Annotated in this window: 2 protein-coding genes; one reads left to right on the forward strand and one right to left on the reverse strand. The window is 74.1% G+C overall.

The window, feature by feature from the left end:
- The first annotated feature begins 51 nt into the window (after window positions 1-51).
- The gene (locus tag ACWDX9_RS62785) at window positions 52-606 is read left to right on the forward strand and encodes an SDR family NAD(P)-dependent oxidoreductase (RefSeq protein ID WP_449973367.1); all 555 of its coding nucleotides are present in this window, start codon (window positions 52-54) and stop codon (window positions 604-606) included.
- Window positions 607-654: 48 nt separating this feature from the next.
- Here ACWDX9_RS62785 and ACWDX9_RS62790 read toward each other — a convergent pair.
- The coding region (locus ACWDX9_RS62790) for an aldehyde dehydrogenase family protein (RefSeq protein WP_449973368.1) at window positions 655-1,926 on the reverse strand (1,272 nt) is incomplete at its 5' end.

Consider the following 1,926-nt stretch of genomic DNA (forward strand, 5'->3'; position numbering starts at 1 on the left):
GCCGCAGTAGGGCCGAAAGTCCCGGTCCTTTTCCTCCGATGGTCCTCTGGGATGGCGGTTGACCAGGGCGGATATGGACGACGAAGAGATCGTGGCACGGCCGCCACGAACGTCCGCAAGCGGCTGCTCGACTACTCCGGCGAGGAGTTCGACCGGGTGGTGGGGCTGAACCTGCGGGCCTCGTTCGACGTGGTGCGGGCCTTCGGGGCGGGCATGGTCGAGCGGGGGCGCGGGTCGATCATCGGGTTCGCCTCGATCCGCGCGTCCGTGACCGAGCCGGGGCAGAGCGTCTACTCGGCCACGAAGGCGGGCCTGGTGCAGCTGCTGCGGACGGCGGCGGCCGAGTTCGGGCCGCACGGGGTCCGGGTGAACGCCATCGCGCCCGGCGTGGTGGAGACGCCGCTGACCAGGCAGATCAAGGACAACCCCGACTGGTACGCCGCGTACGCGAACAAGAGCGCGCTCGGCCGGTGGGCGACGGCGCGGGAGATGGCCGGCGCGGTGGTCTACCTGGCCGGCGACGCGGCCAGCTTCGTGACCGGCTCGGTCCTGTACGTGGACGGCGGCTGGACCGCCGTGGACGGCCGCTTCGACCCGCCCAACTGAGAAGGCGCCGGCGACCGGGTCCCGCGACCCGGTCGCCATGGCCACCCGCTAGGCGGGCCGGATGATCGCCATCCTGGTCACCGTCAGCTCCTCGATGGCGAAGCGGGGCCCCTCGCGCCCGATCCCGGAGTCCTTCACGCCGCCGTACGGCATGTTGTCCGCCCGGAACCCCGGCACCTCGTTGACCACCACTCCCCCGGCCTCGATCCGCTCGATGGCCGCGAACGCCGTGGCCAGCGACCGGGTGAACACCGAGGCGTGCAGGCCGTACCGCGACTCGTTGACGGCGGCGAAGGCGGCGTCGAGGTCGGGCACCGGGCGCACGCACACCACCGGCCCGAAGATCTCCTCGTCCCACGCAGCGGCTCCGTCGCCGACGCCCGCGAGCACGGTCGGCGCGATGGCCCGGCCGTCGCGGTGCCCGCCCGTGACCACCTCGCCCCCCGACTCCGCGACCCACTCCAGCACGCGGTCCGTGGCCGCCTCGTCGATGAGCGGGGCGACGCGGGTCTCCGGCAGGCGGGGGTCGCCGACCGTGACGTTCTTGACGCGGTCGGCCAGCAAGGACACGAACCGCTCCCGTACGGGCTCCTCGACCAGCACCCGCTGGACGGAGATGCACGCCTGGCCGGAGGCGTAGTAACCGCCGCGCACGACGGCGTCGGCGGCGGCCTCCAGGTCGGCGTCGGCCGCCACGACGAGCGCCGCGTTCGACCCCAGCTCCAGCAGGACCCTGGTGGGGGCGGCGTTGCGGGCGATGGCGTGCCCGGCGGCGGCCGAGCCGGTGAACGAGACCGCGCCGATCCGGCGGTCCTCCACCAGCGTCCTGCCGACCTCGACGTCCCCGGTGACGAGCTGCACGGCGGCCGGGGGGAGCGCGTCCGCCGACCGGATGAGGTGCACCAGCCAGAGCGTGGCCAGCGGGGTCGCGGGCGCGGGCTTGACGATCACGGGGCAGCCCGCGGCCACGGCCGGGGCGATCTTGTGGGCGGCGAGGAGCAGCGGGTAGTTGAAGCCGGTGATCCCGACGACCACGCCGATCGGGCGGCGCGTCCAGAACCCCACCAGCCCCTCCCCCGAGGGCAGCAGGTCGAGCGGCACGGTCTCGCCGTGCAGCCTGGCGACCTCCTCGGCGGCCGTGGCCAGCGTGACGAGCGTCCTGGCGACCTCGACCCTGCAGTCGACCAGCGGCTTGCCGGTCTCGAGGACGAGCAGCCGCTCGAACTCCTCCCGGTTGGCCGCGAGCGCGTCGTGGGCCTTCATGAGGGCGGCGCGGCGGGCGTGCGACGGGAGCGCCGCCATGGCGGGCGCCACAGCCAG

The organism is Nonomuraea sp. NPDC003201 (genome assembly GCF_053590415.1).